At 46.9% G+C, this 16,354-nt stretch carries 13 protein-coding genes; 8 read left to right on the top strand and 5 right to left on the bottom strand.

Annotated elements, in window-relative coordinates; genetic code table 11:
• Positions 1-209 precede the first annotated feature (209 nt).
• Entirely contained in the window at positions 210-950 is a 741-nt protein-coding gene (gene purC, locus H6F56_RS15050) for a phosphoribosylaminoimidazolesuccinocarboxamide synthase (protein WP_190669541.1), read from the bottom strand.
• Positions 951-1,571: 621 nt separating this feature from the next.
• Between purC and H6F56_RS15045 the strand changes: the two genes are divergently transcribed.
• Positions 1,572-1,820 carry a hypothetical protein gene (locus H6F56_RS15045; RefSeq protein ID WP_190669539.1) on the top strand — a complete coding sequence of 83 codons (249 nt, stop codon included), beginning with the start codon at positions 1,572-1,574 and terminating at the stop codon, positions 1,818-1,820.
• A 206-nt stretch (positions 1,821-2,026) separates the two neighbouring features.
• Here the strand turns inward: H6F56_RS15045 and H6F56_RS15040 are convergent, their stop codons facing one another.
• Positions 2,027-4,609 carry a GAF domain-containing protein gene (locus H6F56_RS15040; protein WP_190669537.1) on the bottom strand — a complete coding sequence of 861 codons (2,583 nt, stop codon included), beginning with the start codon at positions 4,607-4,609 and terminating at the stop codon, positions 2,027-2,029.
• 613 nt (positions 4,610-5,222) lie between these two features.
• Between H6F56_RS15040 and H6F56_RS15035 the strand changes: the two genes are divergently transcribed.
• Positions 5,223-5,462: a hypothetical protein gene (locus tag H6F56_RS15035; protein ID WP_190669536.1), complete on the top strand. Its 240-nt coding sequence runs from the start codon at positions 5,223-5,225 to the stop codon at positions 5,460-5,462.
• A gap of 158 nt (positions 5,463-5,620) precedes the next feature.
• Here the strand turns inward: H6F56_RS15035 and H6F56_RS15030 are convergent, their stop codons facing one another.
• Complete coding sequence (locus H6F56_RS15030) at positions 5,621-7,630, bottom strand: MASE1 domain-containing protein (RefSeq protein ID WP_190669533.1); 2,010 nt, start codon at positions 7,628-7,630, stop codon at positions 5,621-5,623.
• Between the two features lie 511 nt (positions 7,631-8,141).
• Entirely contained in the window at positions 8,142-8,582 is a 441-nt protein-coding gene (locus H6F56_RS15025) for an Hsp20/alpha crystallin family protein (protein ID WP_190669531.1), read from the bottom strand.
• Positions 8,583-8,995: 413 nt separating this feature from the next.
• On the opposite strand from H6F56_RS15025, the gene H6F56_RS15020 reads away from it, so the two are divergent.
• From H6F56_RS15020 to plsY, 4 genes are all read left to right on the top strand, one after another.
• On the top strand, positions 8,996-9,793 hold the full coding sequence (locus H6F56_RS15020) for an MlaE family lipid ABC transporter permease subunit (RefSeq protein ID WP_190669529.1): 798 nt from the start codon (positions 8,996-8,998) through the stop codon (positions 9,791-9,793).
• 63 nt (positions 9,794-9,856) lie between these two features.
• On the top strand, positions 9,857-10,249 hold the full coding sequence (locus H6F56_RS15015; RefSeq protein ID WP_190669527.1) for a DUF3119 family protein: 393 nt from the start codon (positions 9,857-9,859) through the stop codon (positions 10,247-10,249).
• Positions 10,250-10,376: 127 nt separating this feature from the next.
• A complete protein-coding gene (locus H6F56_RS15010) occupies positions 10,377-11,498 on the top strand; it encodes a DUF3086 domain-containing protein (RefSeq protein ID WP_190669524.1) in 1,122 nt (373 codons plus the stop codon).
• A 160-nt stretch (positions 11,499-11,658) separates the two neighbouring features.
• On the top strand, positions 11,659-12,336 hold the full coding sequence (gene plsY / locus H6F56_RS15005; RefSeq protein WP_190669522.1) for a glycerol-3-phosphate 1-O-acyltransferase PlsY: 678 nt from the start codon (positions 11,659-11,661) through the stop codon (positions 12,334-12,336).
• Positions 12,337-12,570: 234 nt separating this feature from the next.
• Here plsY and H6F56_RS15000 read toward each other — a convergent pair whose 3' ends face one another.
• The gene (locus tag H6F56_RS15000; protein ID WP_190669520.1) at positions 12,571-14,673 is read right to left on the bottom strand and encodes an energy transducer TonB; all 2,103 of its coding nucleotides are present in this window, start codon (positions 14,671-14,673) and stop codon (positions 12,571-12,573) included.
• Between the two features lie 372 nt (positions 14,674-15,045).
• Between H6F56_RS15000 and H6F56_RS14995 the strand changes: the two genes are divergently transcribed.
• Both H6F56_RS14995 and H6F56_RS14990 read left to right on the top strand, forming a co-directional pair.
• On the top strand, positions 15,046-15,699 hold the full coding sequence (locus tag H6F56_RS14995) for a MotA/TolQ/ExbB proton channel family protein (RefSeq protein ID WP_190669518.1): 654 nt from the start codon (positions 15,046-15,048) through the stop codon (positions 15,697-15,699).
• Entirely contained in the window at positions 15,683-16,084 is a 402-nt protein-coding gene (locus tag H6F56_RS14990) for an ExbD/TolR family protein (protein WP_190669516.1), read from the top strand. Before H6F56_RS14995 ends, H6F56_RS14990 begins: the two co-directional genes overlap by 17 nt.
• The last annotated feature ends 270 nt before the right edge of the window (positions 16,085-16,354 follow it).

Below are 16,354 nucleotides of genomic sequence, written 5' to 3'. Positions count from 1 at the left end.
CAGCGACAAATATCATAAATGTTTCGAGTTTGATCTCGAAAACCCAATTTCAGCAGCCCCAAGGATATCACGCCAGAACTGTCACTGAACGGTGACAAAGCGCAACTGTAAGGGCTTTTGGCAAGAACCTTTACGGGCGGGTTTGACTTAACGTTGTCTGTTTCTAGAACGCACCACACGGCTAAACCCGCCCCAGCACCCCTGACTATTTACTCTGACTGTTGGTTGGTTTGAGCTAGCACCCGCTCTAAAACCTGTTGATAAGCTTCTTCGACATTGCCCAAATCGCGGCGGAATCGGTCTTTGTCCATCACCCGCCGATCTGGATCGTCATCTGAGTTATTCCACAGCCGGCACGTATCAGGACTAATTTCATCCGCCAGTCGCAGGGTTCCGTCACGATCTAGACCGAACTCTAGTTTAAAGTCAACTAGGGTAATCCCGCATCGCTGGAAAAAGGCTGAGAGGATGTCGTTCACCTGTAATGCCAAGGTTTTCAGTTGCTCTACCTGTTCTGGGGTGGCCAACTCCAGCAGGAAAAGCCGCTCACGGGTTAATAGCGGATCTCCCAAATCGTCATTTTTATAGAAGAATTCGACCAGTGGTTGTTTCAGGAGGGTGCCCACCGGCAACCCGGTTTGTTTACACAAACTCCCTGCTGCTATGTTCCTCACTACGACTTCTAACGGTAAAATTTGGACGCGCCTAACGCGCATTTGGTTGCCGGTTGGAGAGTCGATGAAGTGGGTGGCAATGCCGGCAGCTTCCATTTCTCGCAATAAATGACTGGAGATGGTGCAGTTGATCTCGCCTTTGCCGGCGATGCTGCCCCGCTTTTGGGCATTAAATGCAGTGGCATCATCCTTAAAGTGGGCGAGCAAAATCTCTGGATCATCGGTGGTGTAGAGAATTTTGGCTTTGCCTTCGTAAAGTTTTTGATGGGCGGACATGAGGCGTCTCGTGAGTAGGGAACTGAGTGCTATCTCAGGCAATTGGCTCAATTATTTTATCTTTCAGCGGCACGCTTTGACACTCGGATCTATCAAAACTTTCTATCTATCGGGGGATGTCAATCCACTATGCCCATGTTAATTACTTAGAAATTAGAGATTACTCTGGCAAAGTTGCTATCAAAAAAGTCAGCAGCGATGTTAATTGAATAAAATAAACGGGAATATTTAGATAAGAAGCTAGAGCTTTTAAAAGATGGTTTGATTGTGGCCGTAACAAGCACGTTGCCGGTTTCTTCAGTTAAAACCTATAATCTGCTGAATTGCTAAAGTGCTTTCGGCTAAAATCAAGATGAATCTATTTGGTTATTCTTAAGATTAGATTAATCTAATCTTAAAGGCTGGTAAAGGAAGATTATTCTTACCGTCGCTGTAATAAACTCTGAGATAACTCTAACGGCAATGACCCTTACCTCATAAAAGCAGCTAAACCTTATTTTATATATTTAGGCTTATACAGAACTTAAGTGAACTTGCCTAAAAAGTCAAAGAAAAACACGGAGTAGTGATTAGGTTAATCTAAATAAAGCTGAAACTTAAAAATTTCATCAGGAGAAATTTATGGAAAGCCACTCTAATTTTCTTTATCCGCGCAGTCGCTATTATGGAAAGTTTACACCTGAAAACTTGGTGTTTAATGCAAATCTCCAAGAATTTGCCCATAAAGTGAACTACCTTTGTGCTTTAGAAATGAATGGAAAAATTGCGCCAGAAGTAGCCTATGAAGATATTAAAGCCCTCTGGGAACAGCTCAAACAAAGTAAAAAAGAGCTAGGAATTGGTGAACAACCGCCTGCTAGCGAAAGTTAACCTAAAAATAAGGAATTAAGAAGGGCAAAGGGATTTTAATTCAATTTATGCCTGAAAAATTCAGGGATGGGTAGTATAAAAAGTGAGAGCCTATTCATCTAATATACGGAATTTAAAATATTCACTTTATTCCAATTTAAACCCCAAATTTTTAGAGCCGGCTTAATTTCTAAAAAATCTGCCCATAGAAAAATTTCCTTTTCCCTTTACTTCGTTGTCATCGTATGCACCCCATTCCAAGACGCAGGAGGAGGGTTTTTAAGATAATTGTGGCAGCGTTCTAAATGAATTGCTATCGCCCGGTCTTTTTCTCGAATTTTCGCCGCCGATTCAAAGTAAACAATTGCTTGCTGAAAATCCCTCGCTATGTAAGCAGCGCGGCCATCTTTATAGAGTTGTAAAAAGCTTTCAGTGGCGCTATCTAGAGGCTGCCGGCGATCACCAATTAATTCATAAATACTTACTGCTTCATTTTTACCCTTCACACGAATTTTGTCTAACTCGCGCACCCAGATATGATCACGACAAAGGTCATAAGTATATTCGCTCAAAATAATATCGCAGTTATACTCTTTCGTTACACTTTCTAGGCGAGAACTTAAGTTAACACCATCGCCTATAACGGTGTAGTCCATGCGTTTTTGCGACCCAATATTGCCCGAAACCACATCTCCGGAACTGATGCCAATGCCAATGTGAATCTGCGGCTGAGCTTCAATAATGCGCTTTTTGTTAAACTCTACCAACCGCCGGCGCATATCTAATGCAGACTCAACAGCCATCCTAGCGTGGTTTTCCAGGGGCAGTGGTGCCCCAAAAACGGCCATTAGGGCATCACCGATAAATTTATCCAAAGTGCCTTCGTGGTTAAACACCGCCTCCACCATTGTTTCAAAATACTGATTCAGCAGCATTACCACTTCCGTCGCACCCAGATTTTCTGTAAGGGTCGTGTATCCTCGGATGTCGGAAAATAAAATCGAGACTTCTTTGCGTTCGCCCACCATGAGGGAATCCTCGCCTAGCGCCATGACTCGTTCTGCCACACCTGGAGTCATGTAGCGGTACATGGTTGTTTTCATCCGTTTTTCGCGGCTGATGTCTTCGAGGACGACTAAACCGCCTCGCACGCCGCCTTCAGGGTTGGTGAGGGGGTTGACGGTGAGATTGATGCTGCGTTCGATCTGTGTCACCTGATCTTTAAAGAGTTGGGTGGGAGTTTGGATATCACCGGCATCCCAGATCAGCTGGTTCCAGGGAATATAAATGTCCGGGTTGGTGCGATCCGGAAGGGCTAGGATGTAGAGTTTGGAAACTTCTCCAGAGTCTGGGAGCAAGTTTGGCGGATCAATATATAAACCAATAACTAAATTTTGTTCTGGCACATAGTGCCTAGAACCTGTTGTCAGACTGTCTTGTAAGCGCCATCGCAGATTTTCAATAGGCACAACCTCCCAGAGAAAGCGGTCAACAAGCTTCTGTTCCCACAGATACAGGTGTTTACCGGCTTCTATTCGCACAGGGCAACCGAGTAACTCAAGCGCTGCTTCATTAATCGTAACAATCCGGCCTTGCATATCTGTGGAGATGACGGCGTCAGAAAGACTTTGCAAGATGTCTTTCTGATACTGCTTCTCGATCAAAACATTTTCAAACAGTTGGGCGTTTTCCAGGGCGATGCCGGCTTGGGCGTTAAAAGCCCGCATAAACGCTTCATCAGAACTGGTGAAACTGCCTTGGTTCTTATTAATTAGCTGAGTCACCCCAATCAATTTACTCGTCGAGTTATACACCGGCATACACAAAATCGTGCGAGTGCGGTAGCCGGTGCGGTTGTCGATACTCGGATCAAAACGGGGATCTTGATAAGCATCCGTAATATTGAGCGTTGCGCCGGTAGAAGCCACATAGCCGGCGATTCCTTTATTGGCAGGAATGCGGATTTCCATCATCGTTTTGCCATCCGCCGTCGCCACCTTTGTCCACAGTTCCCCAGTTTCTTCACTGAGCAAAAACAGGGTACTGCGATCCGCCTGCATCAGATCACGGGCTTGATCCATCACAGAACGCAGCGTTGCTTCCAAGTCCAGACTTTGGCCCAGTGAAGATGTTGCCTTTAGAAGGGCGGAAACCCCCCGCTGATTCCGGGCAGCCACATAAAAAGACTGACAGCTTTCTAAGATAATGCCAATTGAGCTGGCAAAGGTGCAGAATTCTTCCTCATCCTCACTATCAAACGGCACATCACCGGCTTTATTTAGCAACTGCACCACTGCCACCACTTGATCGGGGTTTTTGTTACTAAAAATTGGGATGCACAGCAAGTTACGCGTGTGATACCCCGGATGTTCGTCAACTTCTTTCTTGAATGCATCGTTAGTGCTGACATCGGCAATGTTCATGCATTTGCCGGTGGTGGCCACATGGCCAGCAATTCCAATATTAAGCGGAATGCGGATTTCCAGCGGCTTGCCATTTTCGCTGGGAGTGAGTTTAGACCATAATTGGCGTTTTTCGGTGTCAACCAAAAAGATAGTCGTACGATCCGCCTGGATGATTTGGCCAATTTTTAGCGTAAAGGCATCCAGCAGCTGCTCAAGCATCGTTTCCAGGGCTTCGTTGTTGATCAACTCAATCGCCCGGAGAAACTGTTGAAATTCGGCGGTAATAAAATCGAGCAGGCAGACAAATTCGGCAACTGGCAGATTTTTAACGCGACGGGCTAGAGCACCCATGCGATTGGCTTGAGTCAATGTGGCCAGAACGCTACCAGCATCGGAAAATGTCATAGTAATAACCCCTCACAGGGTGCAGGATAACCCACGATTCGGCACAGAGTTTCGCTCGAAGACAAGTCAAAGCGATTGGTGAATGCCGAAGCGATGCTGGGCACGCGCCAATGTGAGTGTTCCTTGAATCTGATGACGGTCAAACTCTGTGTGAGCAACGTGATTGCCGGACTCGGATGATATCGGTTTGAAGCCCCTTAATTAAGATAATCTCTCGCTCAAATTAGGGCGAACGCGGGTAGACAACCAAATTAACACTATCCATCGATAAGGAGTACCGGGAAAGTTACTCAATAGAAATAGAGCCGTGTAGCTCGATCACTCAGGATGAATACCGAGCGACCTATTACGAATTTATCTGGTTCTTACCAGCCTAACAAGGCTTGAACTCTATAAAAGTAGACATCGTTAAGGGGCGAGGGCGAGAGGAGCTATTGCAGTCTGGCGAAAGTAACCTACCAGAGATCAGCTTAGGATAGGAGTTCTAGTCAGGCCGGCACGACTGCTCTTGGCTGCTTCAGGGGTTTAGTCATACCCTGATTCGCACCCTTAACAACTGGAACAGGGTCAGGTGCGCTTGTGACGGACAAAGTGGGCAATCGCTACAAAGCAGATGAAAGCTGCCGCACAGGAAAAGGTCAGTGATAAAAAGTGGGTGGGATTCATTACCCAAATATTAACTGAAGAACATCGTCTCGGACCTCCTAAGTTTTTTAGCCCAGAAGAGGTGGTGCAAATAGTAGTGCTCGCCTGTGAACGCTACCTGCTTCAGAACGCCCTGTTACTCATTGGAGGGCGGGCCAATTCGCTCAAGAAGCAGTTAAGCGTGGCATCACCCTTAAAATTTCAATGAATTGGAAGTTTAAGGACAATTGAGGGGCTGGGTGATTTTTGCTAGCCGGCACTCGCTTCTTCTGGAAGTCTACCCTTTTTTTCTAAAGCTTTTTCTAGCCGGCTTTCTTGTGTCTGTCAGCCGGCAACACCCTTTAATTTATCCAAATTTTAATAATTTTAAAAGTTACCTTTCCCACTGCCAACTAGCGGTAAAGCACAGGAAAAAACGGACGCATTACTAGAAGACTGCTGAATTGGAATTTCAATGATAAACTCTGTTCCCTGCATGGAGGTGGAAGCACATCGCAATTGACCTTTATGTTTTTCCACAACAATCTGGTAACTAATTGACAAACCTAATCCCGTCCCTTTGCCCACCGGCTTTGTGGTAAAGAACGGATCAAAAAGGCGTTTTTGCAGATGTTGTTCCATTCCTATCCCATTATCAGCAATCCGAATCACAACTTGAGAATTAGAGATAAAAGATTTTTTTTCTTCCGTCTGATGTCTATCTCCCGTCTTTACAGAAGTGCTGATAGTAATCATCCTGGGATCCTCTTGCTTTTCCAGTGCATCAATTGCATTGGCAAGCAGATTCATAAAAACTTGATTAAGCTGGCCGGCATAACACTCCACAGAGGGCAAATTGCCATACTCTTTAATAACTTGAATCTCACTATTGCCGGTATCCGCTTTTAAGCGATTTTGCAAGAGCAGCAGTGTACTATCTAACCCCTCATGAATATCAACTGGCTTCATTTCTGATTCATCTAAACGGGAGAAATTTCGCAGGGATAAAACAATCGCCCGGATGCGATCTGCTCCCATTTTCATCGAACTCAATAGCTTAGGTAAATCTTCTACAACAAAGTCTAAATCCATCTCCTCAGATATTTCCTTAATTTCACTGGCCGGATTTGGATAGTGCTGTCGGTAAAGCTGTACCAAGTGTAATAAGTCGTCAATATATTCCTTTGCCGGCCTCACATTGCCATAAATAAAGCTCACCGGATTATTAATTTCGTGAGCTACACCGGCAACCAACTGCCCTAATGAAGACATTTTTTCCGTCTGAATCAGTTGAGATTGAGTCAGCTGCAACTCTCGCATCGCCTGTTCGATCTGGCTCGCTTTTTCTTTCAATTCAACCTCCGACTGCTGCAACGCTTCATTTGCCAGCATTAAAGCAGCAGTGCGCTCCTCAACTCTTTGTTCTAGCTGCTCATTCGCCCGTTGCAAGCTAGCCTCCGCCTGCTCGCGTTCTACAATCACTGCTGCCAAAATTATTGTTGTTACCGCAATAACCCCAACAAAACACTGCAATAACAGCAGAGATTCGTTGAGTGACTCCCGGATAAATGGCCCATGACCGCGAACCGTCCCCCAAATCGCCCGACTCGACACGAACAGAATTAATAACGTAGCACCGCGCTGGCCAAATCGAAAAGCAGCCCAGACTAAAAAGGGAATGACCAAATAAGCCACCGGATAGCCGCCGCCGAAAGCCACCTCGCAAACACCCACTAGCAGTACCAACAGCAGTACAGTTTCAAACAATTTGGGATCTGCCATTGCAGATTTTATATAAGCCGGCAAAGTCGAAAATCTCAAATTTGAAATCGGACGACTCCAAATTAGTAATGCCGGCGTCAGAACCAAAATTCCGACGGTATCCCCTAAAAACCACGTTCCCCAGGTTTGTCCATAGGTATCCCAACTACAAATGCCAGCCAAACACAAACTGGTTGAACCAAGCGTTGCGCTCACCGCGCAGATGAAAATAGCTCCTAGTGCCACAAACTTAAAAACATCCGCTGCCCGATCCAGCAAATTTTGGTGTCCCACAAACCGACGCAGCAAAAAGGTGCCTAACACATAAGCCACTGTTACCGCGACTCCAATAAATGCCGAGAGGGCAATAGACGTGGCAACTGGAGGGGCATTTGCTTCACTCAATAAAGTCGTCATCGCTTCTAAAAACTGACCTAGCCAAATTCCCGGCCAAACTTTATATCCCAGCAGGATAACTGCTGCTAAGGAAATTCCAGATGCCGGCCACACCGGCATGACCGTCCCCGGTTGATCCGCGAGTGAGTGCGCCAACATCGCTGCCGTATAGTAGACAGTCGCGACAACCAGCACTTTGGTTAGCCATAGTGACCAATTAGACCATGAGTAATGCTTCATGTTTTGTCAACCGTCTATATGTAGATTCTGCTTCTTATAAAACCCACATTCCGCACTTAAATCATCATTCCCAGCTATTTTGGCTAACCCATCAGCCAAAACCGTTATTAAATAAGGAGCAAAGCGTTTATACTAGCCAGATCCGCTTTGTATTTTTACTGTCAATTAATAATATTTATTGACTTTAATCCCAGGAATCTTTACAAATTGGCAACATTATCTCCGCAGTACAAGGAATCACCTTAAATGGTTTAAAAGATTGTATCTATCTAAAGAATGATTTAAGTAAATCTTTTATAAATCTTCAGAATTGCTAGGCTTACTGCCCTCACCAAAATGGGCAAGTGGCCATTTATCGTCCCATAAATTCAAAATAAAACAGCCCTAGGAAATTTCCTGGGGCTGTTTGCTATTTATCTTAAGTTGCGTTCAGATGTTGGAATTTTCGTTGGGGCGAGAAATCTTTCGCCCCCAAATCAGACCTTACAGCGCAGGCTTAACAAGCCAAGCTTTAACCCAAATTCACTTTAACAACGCGGTTCTTTTCTTCTTCTGCTTTAGGAAGCCTTAGCTGAAGAATGCCGTCTTTATATTCGGCTTGAACTTGGTTGTTTTGAACCCGTCCTGGTAAAGGAATCACGCGTTGAAATTTACCGTAGCGGAATTCAGAGCGCACCATGCCGTTTTCATCTGTTTTGGTTTCGCTCCGGCGTTCGCCGCTAATGGCAACGGCTTCTGCCGTGACTTGCACATCTAAATCTTTGGCTTCTAAGCCAGGAACTTCCAATTTCAGGTGAATCGCTTCCGGAGTTTCTTGCATTTCTGCTGCGGGAATAAAGGCAACGCCATTCGTGCGTCCATCAGCAGTTGGTGTGAGGGTATCAAACAGCCGGTTCATTTCGCGTTGCAAACTATCAATCTCGCGGAAAGGTTCCCAACGAATGAGTGCCATAGGATTTGCCTCCATTACCTGTTTTTTTAAGCGTTTCAATGCTCTCAATTGAGCTTGTTTTTAATATATTAAAAGCAACCGAATTGGGGGATTCGGTTCTTTGGTAGGGAGAAATCGCAATTCCCGAACTTTTTCAGGAGGTAGAGATTCGCAACACCGGCACAGTGAGGGAGCTGCTGTATTCAACAAGCACAAAGCCTCAGAGAAAGCTGCAAAGAGATTTCCAGGCGTTTGTTATGTTTTTGAGTAATACCGTTAAAAACTTGTAGAGTTCGGTTAAACGATTTGTGTCATGTTAGAGTGTCCCTCTCATCACCGCAATCGGTACTTGCGGAATAGATGCCTCCCTTAAAATGATTGCAATAGCCCTGCGGCTTGAACTTTCCAATCTCAAACCTAAAATCTAAAATCACATGAGTGAAAGCGTTACTAGCTCTAACTTGGGATTGTGGGGTCAGCGGTTAGTAGCCGCGATTTTCCTGGGTGGCCAAGTTATTGTTCACCTGTTTGCCGGCAAGATCCACCGGCGCAACACCCTCGACCAAATGGCAGCAGTTGGCCCAGAATCATTGCTGATCGCCCTAATAACTGCTGGCTTTGTCGGCATGGTGTTCACAATTCAGGTGGCGCGGGAATTTATCAACTTTGGTGCGGCAAATGCTGTGGGCGGCGTACTCGCTATTTCCCTCGCCCGTGAGCTTGGCCCAGTTTTGACGGCAGTGATCTTAGCGGGGCGCGTTGGTTCAGCGTTTGCCGCAGAAATTGGCACGATGAAAGTAACCGAGCAAATAGACGCGCTGTATATCCTGAAAACCGATCCGATTGATTATTTGGTACTTCCTCGCGTCATCGCTTGCTGCATTATGCTGCCGGTTTTAACCATCCTGTGCCTGATCACCGGCATGGCAGGAGGAATGTTGATCGCCACCAATATGTACGGCATCTCCCAAAATATGTTTTTAAGTTCGGCTCGTAACTTCCTCGATATTTGGGACATTTGCAGTGCTGCCCTGAAAGGAATTTTCTTTGGTTCTTTAATTGCTGTAATTGGGTGCAGTTGGGGTTTAACGACAACGGGGGGCGCTAAGGGCGTCGGGCAGTCCACCACGACAGCAGTTGTTACCTCACTGCTGGCGATCTTTGTGTTCAACTTTTTTCTGTCCTACGTGATGTTTCGCGGCACCGGCAGTGCTGTGATGAAAGGTTTGTAAGGGCTTGAACCTTTAGAATTAAATGAGGTAACGTAACTTTACAGACAAAGGGATTTAAGAAAAGTGACAACTGCCACATCCTCTCGCTTGCCGGCGCAGACAGTTGAACTGGCCCCCAGCTATACGCTGCCGCTGGTTTTGGTGTTCGCAGCCCTTCCCCTTTTACTCGTGCAGCTTTGGGTAGCAAGCGTAATTGCGATTTTTGGTTTATTTCTCATGTTTCAGGCGCTTACCATTCGCCTAAGATTCACGGAAACAGCCTTGGATGTCTATCGTTCGGAAAAGTTAATCCGCAGCTTTCCCTATCAGGAATGGCAAAATTGGCGGATTTTTTGGCCTGCTGTCCCCATTCTGTTTTACTTTAAAGAAGTCAAGAGTATCCACTTCTTGCCAGTGTTATTTGACCCTAAGATGCTGCAAACCTGTTTGGAGGAGCGCTGCCCAGTTAATCAGTGAAGTAGGGACGGCTTTGCCATTGCTAATCGAAGGCTAGGTAACCGCCCAGACAACAGATCGAGTTTCCACTCAGCACGCACTCGGTGACGCACATTCCCTGAGATTTTCAGGATTGCCCTATTAATTTATGAGTTCAGACGAAACCCAAAATCCAGAAGAGTTACAAGATCAAGCCATTGAGCCGGTGGATTTGCCAGAGGAGCAACCTTTGCCGGCAGCCTCAGATAGCGAAAATTTGCCGGTTGAGCTGCCGGCAATGATTTCTCTCGATGAGGCGGCAACTTTGGCGAAACGAGTCGCTGAATTGCAACAGCAAGAACAAACCTTGAAAGAGGAAATCGCCAAGTTGCAAACCTCTCGCGCTCAACTGCTGCAAACTCAGGCTGACACTCAAGCCGCTTTAGGCCGGCTCGTCCAAGAAGGCTTGAGTGAGCTAGAACAACGCAAGCAGGCGCTGCAAATTAGTGTAGAACAACTGGAACGGCGTCAAGAACGCATCCGTGCTGAGATGCGAACAACCTTTGCCGGTGCTTCTCAAGATTTGGCTATTCGGGTTCAAGGCTTTAAAGATTACTTGGTGGGAAGTTTACAGGATTTGGCTAGTGCGGCTGAGCAGTTAGAATTAATGCCGCCGGCACCCGCTCCTCAAAAGCAAGCTGTTAGAGAAGCGAGGGTTGAACAAAAGTCCTCATCGCCTAAGTTTGCTGAGCAAGGATTTCAAGAGCAAGCCAAACAAATTCGGCGTATTTTAGATCAATATCGCACGATGCCGGATTATTACGGCCCGCCTTGGCAACTGCGCCGCACCTTTGAGCCAATTCATGCTGAGCGCATTTCTAACTGGTTTTTTACGCAAGGAGGCCGGGGAGCCTTGCGGAGTATGGGGAGCCGGTTGCAAAATATTCTCATCGCTTCATCTGCGATCTCGGTATTGCGTCAGGTTTATGGCAATCGCCTACGGACGCTGGTGCTGGCGACTACGCCAGAACGTCTGGGAGAATGGCGTCGCGGCTTGCAAGACTGTCTGGGTATTACACGCAGCGATTTTGGCCCAGAACGGGGAGTTGTTTTATTTGAGGCGGCTGAACCTCTGGCGCAAAAAGCAGACCGGCTAGTGAAAGATGGTCAGATGCCGCTAATTGTGATTGATGAAACGGAAGACCAAATTAATCTTGCGTTATTGCAATTTCCCCTATGGTTGGCTTTCGCTCCTGAACCCCAAATTATGCCGGCGGCAAGGGAGTTTTAATTGTGAGCGTTGAGTGGTTTGCTTGCACTTTTGGCAAAAATGTGGATGTTTAATGCGAACCACAAATAAACATAGCTAAACACAGATATTTTTGGTGTCTGTTTGCCGGCTGAATGTAAGAAGTTTAATTCACAGTTGTTGACAAATCTAAAATTGCAGAATGGCTCTTTGGTTAAGTTTTAATTTGGGATTATTGATAGCGGCTTATCTGTTGGGTTCAACGCCCACCGGCTATGCGATAGGACGCTGGCTTAAGGGTGTTGACATTCGGGAAGTGGGTTCTGGATCAACCGGCGCGACAAATGTGCTGAGAACCCTGGGAAAAGGGCCGGCGCTATTTGTTCTTTTGGTTGATGTCTTGAAGGGAGCTTCGGCGATCTTGCTGACTCGCTGGGCTTATACGCTGGATATAACCTCTACCCTCGTTGCACCCCCAATTCTTGATAATTGGCTGCCTTGGATGGTTGTGGCGTCAGGGTTAGCCGTTATGTTGGGTCACAGTAAATCAATCTGGTTAGGCTTCAGTGGCGGCAAATCTGTGGCGACGAGTTTGGGCCTTTTGTTAGCGCTCTACTGGCCGGTGGGCTTAGGAACTTTGGGCACTTTTATTGCTGTTTTAGCAATTTCCCGAATTGTTTCTCTAAGTTCAATTTCTGGGACGATTGGTTGTGCAATATTGATGATTGTGACTCATCAACCACTACCTTACTGTTTGTTAGCGGTTGCCGGTGGTTTATATGTGATTTGGCGTCATCAAAGTAATATTGAGCGCTTGCTTGCCGGTGTTGAGCCTCGTCTGGGGGAAACTATAGCGCAAGATGCAGAAACTAGCAGTTAACGTGTGGGAAAACTGGTCACATTGTTATCAATGAAATTAATTAAGTTCTTTTAACCGGCACCCTGCTACTTTTACGACTGCAATTAAAGTGGAACGGAAGCCGGTTTTTTTATTGGGTAGTGCCGATGTTGCCGAATCTGCCACAACTAAGAAAATGACCGCATATCAATATATATAGCTATATTTTCGTTAGGGGCGCTCGACCCCTAACGAGTAATAATTATCGGCAACCTTTTATTCGGCTCCGGTTGATTCTGGCGTTGAAGTTGTATCTGGTGGGGTAGCCGGCTCGATTGGTGAAACTGGATCGAGCCGTGGATTTGTCTCTAGAGGTGAAACTGGATTGAGCGGTGGGTTTGTCTCTAGAGGTGAAACTGGATCGAGCGGTGGGTTTGTCTCTAGAGGTGAAACTGGATCGAGCGGTGGGTTTGTCTCTAGAGGTGGCCTTGTATCTAATGGTGAAGTTGGTCGAATGGGATCAACTGTTTCACGATTTAAATTATCACGTTGTTCTTGTTCACGTTGTTCAAAATCACCCTCTTCTTGTTCAGCAGCTTCACGTAGTCTCTCTTGTTCAGCAGCAGCTTCACGTAGTCTATCCTGTTCAGCAGCAGCTTCACGTAGTCTATCCTGTTCAGCAGCAGCTTCACGTAGTCTCTCTTGTTCAGCAGCAACTTCACGTAGTCTTTCTTGTTCAGCAGCAACTTCACGTAGTCTCTCTTGTTCAGCAGCAGCTTCACGTTGTCTATCCTGTTCAGCAGCAGCTTCACGTTGTTTCTGTACGCGGTCGTTTATTTCACGCGCACGCTCACGAGCTAGACGAGCGGCATCACGATTGCCTGTATCAAAAAACTGCAGAGGTTTCCACAAGCCTTGTACTCCGTTCTTTGATGAGCTGAACTTCCACTTGTTTCTGGCGGTTTCAAGTGCTAATTCATCAAGGATTGGGGAACCACTGCCTTTGTAAACCTCCGCACTTATGACATTTCCATTTTTGTCAATATCTAAAAGCATTTCAGTCATAGGTACGCCGTCTAGATCCACTTCATCAGGGATCTTTGAAGGATGGGGCGGCTCGCATCGGCGGCACGTTATATTCTCCGGTTCTGAACCACCAGAACTGCTGTCATCTCTATCTGCCGGCCCAGTTTCTGGTCTTAATGGCCCTGTGGCAACATTTGTGCCATTGCCGGGGCCATTGCCACTGCCATTGCCACTGCCATTGCCGCCACCGGAACCTGTGCCACTGCCAGGGCCTGTGCCGCTGCCATTACCTGTCCCTGTGCCAGAGCCATTACCGCCTCCTGTACCACTGCCTGTGCCTTCTCCTATGCCAGTACCAGTGCCAGTGCCAATGCCGCCGCCTGAGCCAGTGCCTGAGCCAGTGCCTGAACCTCCAGTATTGGTGCGAACGCTTGTAGTTCCTGACTGATTGCCACGATTGTTTCCAATTCCTAGATTCTCTAAAAGAGAGCGAGTCGTTCCTGAAGAAAAGCTAGACGAAGGATTTTGCGTTGGTGCCGACTTAGAGTCTGCAATTTGTTGAGAACTCGTTGGCGTTGGTTGTGCTGTCTGAGCTGGTTTGGGAGTTTGGCTAGCAGCCGGCTTGGGTGTTGGTGCCGGCGTTGGTGTTGGTGTTGCCTTGGGTGCCGGTGTGGGAGTTGCCTTGGGTGTCGGCGTAGGTGTTGGTGCCGGTGGCGGTGTGGGAGTTACTTTGGGTGTCGGTGTTGGAGTTGGTGCCGGTGCCGGTGTGGGGGTTGGTGTGGGAGTTGGTGCCGGTGTTGGTGTGGGGGTTGGTGTTGGTTCTGGTGTCGGGGTTGGATCTTCTGGCGTGAAGCTATCCTCCGACGTCGGTTCTGGTGTCGGGGCCGGTTCCGGTGTTGGGGTTGGTTCCGGTGTTGGGGTCGGTTCTGGTGTCGGGGCCGGTTCCGGTGTTGGGGTTGGTTCCGGTGTTGGGGTTGGTTCCGGTGTTGGGGTCGGTTCTGGTGTTGGGGTTGGTTCTGGTGTTGGGGTCGGCGTTGGCTGTTGCTGTGCAACAACTGGTTGAGCAGCCAAAGCTATTTCTGGTGAGGAATCTGCTGCTGTAGATAATGCATCAGCTTCAGCGCCACCGCCGCCGCCGCCACCACCGCCGCCACCGCCGCCGCCACCGCCGCCGCCAGCGTCTTCTTCAGATAAAGTCTGTTCGATTGCTTCCTCAGCTTCGAGACTGGAAGCTTCTACGAGTACCACTTCTATAGGTTCTGCAGCCAGCAGATCCGGCGTTTTAACTCCAAAATTGGTCAGGAGCAGCAACGCTGCGTGTAGCGCCAATGAACCTAAGACGCTGTAGGTCATAAAAGACCTCAGCTCCTCCTCTTCTTTTTCTCGTTGCTGTCTAGCAATGCTTGAAAGACTCATCTTTTATTGCAAACTATTTGCACTTGCTCTGAGTCAAATTAAGATGATTGGAATCTTTTGTCAAGAGGAGAAACAGAGTTATTTTTAGGCTTGCAGTCTCTATAATCCTTATCTGCCAGCTTTTTCAGAAAAAATAAAATTTTTCCTTTAAGTAATTATACTTGGCTACTAAGCGAGGTTAAGGCACACAAGCAGATAGGGGTTGACATAGATTTGCATTAGGGGTAATCTCGCATGATGAAGATTTGCTTTGCCAGTAGAGTATCTGGTAAGCGATAGTAGCCTTGTCAATTGCCCTAGAAATAGTACATGGGAATCAGTAAAGTTTTTGCGGACGGCGGCGTCGTTATGTGGCCGCTGCTTGGATTTTCAGTGTTAGCAGTGGCCCTAATTATCGAGCGGGTGGTTTTTTGGTTTCGAGTCAATCGCCGGCAGAATCGTGTGGTGCGCGAAGTTCTAGGTCTGTACCGACGCGATAATGTGGTAGGTGCTTTGAATAAACTGCAGCAGAATGCCGATCTGCCCATCTCTCGAATTTTTCTAGCTGCTTTGGAACTCGAAGAACCCACCCCAGAAGAATTTCGCCTTGCTTTGGAAACTGAATCGCAAGCAGAAATCCCATTGCTGAAGCGGTTTAACAACATATTTGACACAATTATCCAACTTGCACCTCTGCTAGGTCTTCTTGGTACCGTTTTGGGATTGATTACTTCCTTTGCCTCTCTCAATATCGGTGATGTGGGTGGCAGTAAAACGGCAGGCGTCACCGCTGGGATCAGTGAAGCTCTAGTTTCTACAGCTTCTGGATTGATTGTTGCAATCTTTGTTCTCCTGTTTGCCAATTCATTTCGCGGGCTTTACACACGCCAGATTGCACGGATTCAGGAGTATGGTGGGCAGTTAGAATTGCTGTATCGCCATCGCTATGAAAAAGGGGAGAAGTCTTATGCGCCTACCCGATGAACCGGAACTACCATTTCAAATTAACATCGTGCCGTTGATTGATGTGGTCTTTGCAATTCTGACGTTTTTTGTTATGTCTACACTGTTTTTGACCCGCTCTGAAGGGTTATCAGTGAATTTGCCCAATGCCGCAAGCGGACAATCTCAGAAACCGGCTCAGGTGACAGTGACAATCAATCCCGAAGGAAAGTTAGCATTTAACCGTGAACCGATTCAGCTAGATGCGCTAGAAAGTGAAGTGCGCAAGCAGATCAAGCCGGATGCAGACTTGCTGGTGGTATTGAACGCGGATAAGGCTGTTGATCACGGTATCGTTGTTGAGGTGATGGATCGCGTGCGCCGGATTAAGGGAGCAAAATTGGCCATAGCAACTCAGAAGCCTTAGTGCTTGTCAAATTTTTGGATTTCCCAAACGGCATCAAGAAAGGGCGGGGATTTAGAATAAACCGACTTGTTCGGGAATAATTGACAGATGGGTGCTTTTAAGAGACGCCGGGGCCATCAAGCGTCAGTCATTGACGTTCCGGTAAAGCGCTTGGTTCAGTTGGGCGTCGTTTTGTGAAACCCAAACGATAAATCGAGTTTAATCTTGGCAATTCTATTAAGGTTGTCCGCAGCCGGTTGAGCGTCTGCGATATGAGAAGATAGAAAAGCT

Source organism: Microcoleus sp. FACHB-672 (assembly GCF_014695725.1).
Classification (GTDB): domain Bacteria; phylum Cyanobacteriota; class Cyanobacteriia; order Cyanobacteriales; family Oscillatoriaceae; genus FACHB-68.
The sequence above is the reverse complement of the archived record's forward strand: the minus strand, read 5'-3'. Positions and strand labels throughout refer to the sequence as shown.

Coding starts and splice junctions, on each gene's coding strand:
- purC (WP_190669541.1), bottom strand. CDS start 950: ATGTCCGCCCATCAAAAACTTTACGAAGGCAAAGCCAAAATTCTCTAC.
- H6F56_RS15045 (WP_190669539.1), top strand. CDS start 1,572: ATGGAAAGCCACTCTAATTTTCTTTATCCGCGCAGTCGCTATTATGGA.
- H6F56_RS15040 (WP_190669537.1), bottom strand. CDS start 4,609: ATGACATTTTCCGATGCTGGTAGCGTTCTGGCCACATTGACTCAAGCC.
- H6F56_RS15035 (WP_190669536.1), top strand. CDS start 5,223: ATGAAAGCTGCCGCACAGGAAAAGGTCAGTGATAAAAAGTGGGTGGGA.
- H6F56_RS15030 (WP_190669533.1), bottom strand. CDS start 7,630: ATGAAGCATTACTCATGGTCTAATTGGTCACTATGGCTAACCAAAGTG.
- H6F56_RS15025 (WP_190669531.1), bottom strand. CDS start 8,582: ATGGCACTCATTCGTTGGGAACCTTTCCGCGAGATTGATAGTTTGCAA.
- H6F56_RS15020 (WP_190669529.1), top strand. CDS start 8,996: ATGAGTGAAAGCGTTACTAGCTCTAACTTGGGATTGTGGGGTCAGCGG.
- H6F56_RS15010 (WP_190669524.1), top strand. CDS start 10,377: ATGAGTTCAGACGAAACCCAAAATCCAGAAGAGTTACAAGATCAAGCC.
- plsY (WP_190669522.1), top strand. CDS start 11,659: ATGGCTCTTTGGTTAAGTTTTAATTTGGGATTATTGATAGCGGCTTAT.
- H6F56_RS15000 (WP_190669520.1), bottom strand. CDS start 14,673: ATGACCTACAGCGTCTTAGGTTCATTGGCGCTACACGCAGCGTTGCTG.
- H6F56_RS14995 (WP_190669518.1), top strand. CDS start 15,046: ATGGGAATCAGTAAAGTTTTTGCGGACGGCGGCGTCGTTATGTGGCCG.
- H6F56_RS14990 (WP_190669516.1), top strand. CDS start 15,683: ATGCGCCTACCCGATGAACCGGAACTACCATTTCAAATTAACATCGTG.